The 1,183-nt window shown below is 38.3% G+C and carries 2 protein-coding genes; one reads left to right on the top strand and one right to left on the bottom strand.

The window, feature by feature from the left end:
• Positions 1 to 11: 11 nt before the first annotated feature.
• On the bottom strand, positions 12 to 446 hold the full coding sequence (locus tag BLV87_RS18925) for a hypothetical protein (RefSeq protein WP_093071209.1): 435 nt from the start codon (positions 444 to 446) through the stop codon (positions 12 to 14).
• A gap of 291 nt (positions 447 to 737) precedes the next feature.
• On the opposite strand from BLV87_RS18925, the gene BLV87_RS18920 reads away from it, so the two are divergent.
• On the top strand, positions 738 to 1,183 hold a 446-nt coding region (locus BLV87_RS18920; RefSeq protein ID WP_139282238.1), incomplete at its 3' end, for a hypothetical protein.

The raw sequence follows: 1,183 nt of genomic DNA, 5'->3' as shown, positions 1-1,183 counted from the left end.
ATACTTGGATTTTATTCAGTGGCAAAGTCTTCAAAGTTTCCCATCACTGCATTGACCTCCTTAATCATGTGATTCCTAATCAGCTCAAGTGCCAGATTAAAAACAAATAGAGCACCATAGATAGAAGCTACGGCTATCATAAATCCAGAACTAAGGGTCATCTGAAATACACCAGCAGCTAATGCTCCACCACTAATAGCAACTAAAGCTACAGTAGCATTCCTAATCACAGATTCCTTAATAGAGCTATCACGCTTGCCCAATAAAGCAATTCTACCAGCTCTATAGACCGCATTCCAAAATGTTGGATTAACATCAAGCTCATCAAGTATCTCTCCTGTGAGCTTGTCTACCAGCCAATCATTGACTCGTACATAAGCGCCAGTAATCTTACTGCTCATGAATTCATAAGCAGATTTAAAAAAGTTTTTAATAGACGTAAACATAAATATAATCTCCAAGGTTAATTGAATTTGATAAACAGTTTGATGTGATTCCTTAACCGCTCAAGATTGGCTTGAGATAAGGACTGTGGAAAGACCGGAGGGGGCATCGACCGCGATACTCCCCTGGTGGAGTATAAGAACCTACCTCACACGCACCAGGTGCGTATTCAAATAATAATGAGTTTAAGCTATACCGGGGGCAACTTTTTCACTTCACTTTTCGATTTAAATGACTTACCTTAAAAAAATAATATTATAAATTTTTAAACTACTATAAGGAGTCAATACAAAATGAGCAGAAAAGATAAACAGCAGAAACAAAAAAAGCCACAAACGCTAAATGATAAATACAGTAGTTCTTATACAAGCGTAAACAGACACATGATGGAGATGGAACACGTTCCTTTTGATTTTGACCAGCATCTACTTAATTACAATAATCGTCGTGGTAGAGAGGGTTCAGAAAGAATACGTCAAATGAACCATAGTATTGCTATGGATGAGGCGTACCAGTCATCTAAGATTGAAGCTACAGGAAAACCCGCGCCAAAGACAAACCCCTCTGTAGTAGATGAACTATCAGAGTCAGTCATGAGAAGTTTCGATAAAACGGTAAATAAATTTTCAACTGTAGCAGGTACGTATCTTGGTGGAAAATTCGCAAAATGGAGTTATGGCAAAATAGTAGCAGCTAGTGCAGCAACAGGGGCAGTTTTAACGGTTGGATTATACTCAGG

It is taken from the genome of Thiothrix caldifontis, assembly GCF_900107695.1.
GTDB classification, from domain to species: domain Bacteria; phylum Pseudomonadota; class Gammaproteobacteria; order Thiotrichales; family Thiotrichaceae; genus Thiothrix; species Thiothrix caldifontis.
Note: the sequence above shows the minus strand (reverse complement) of the source record. Positions and strands in the feature narration are given on the sequence as shown.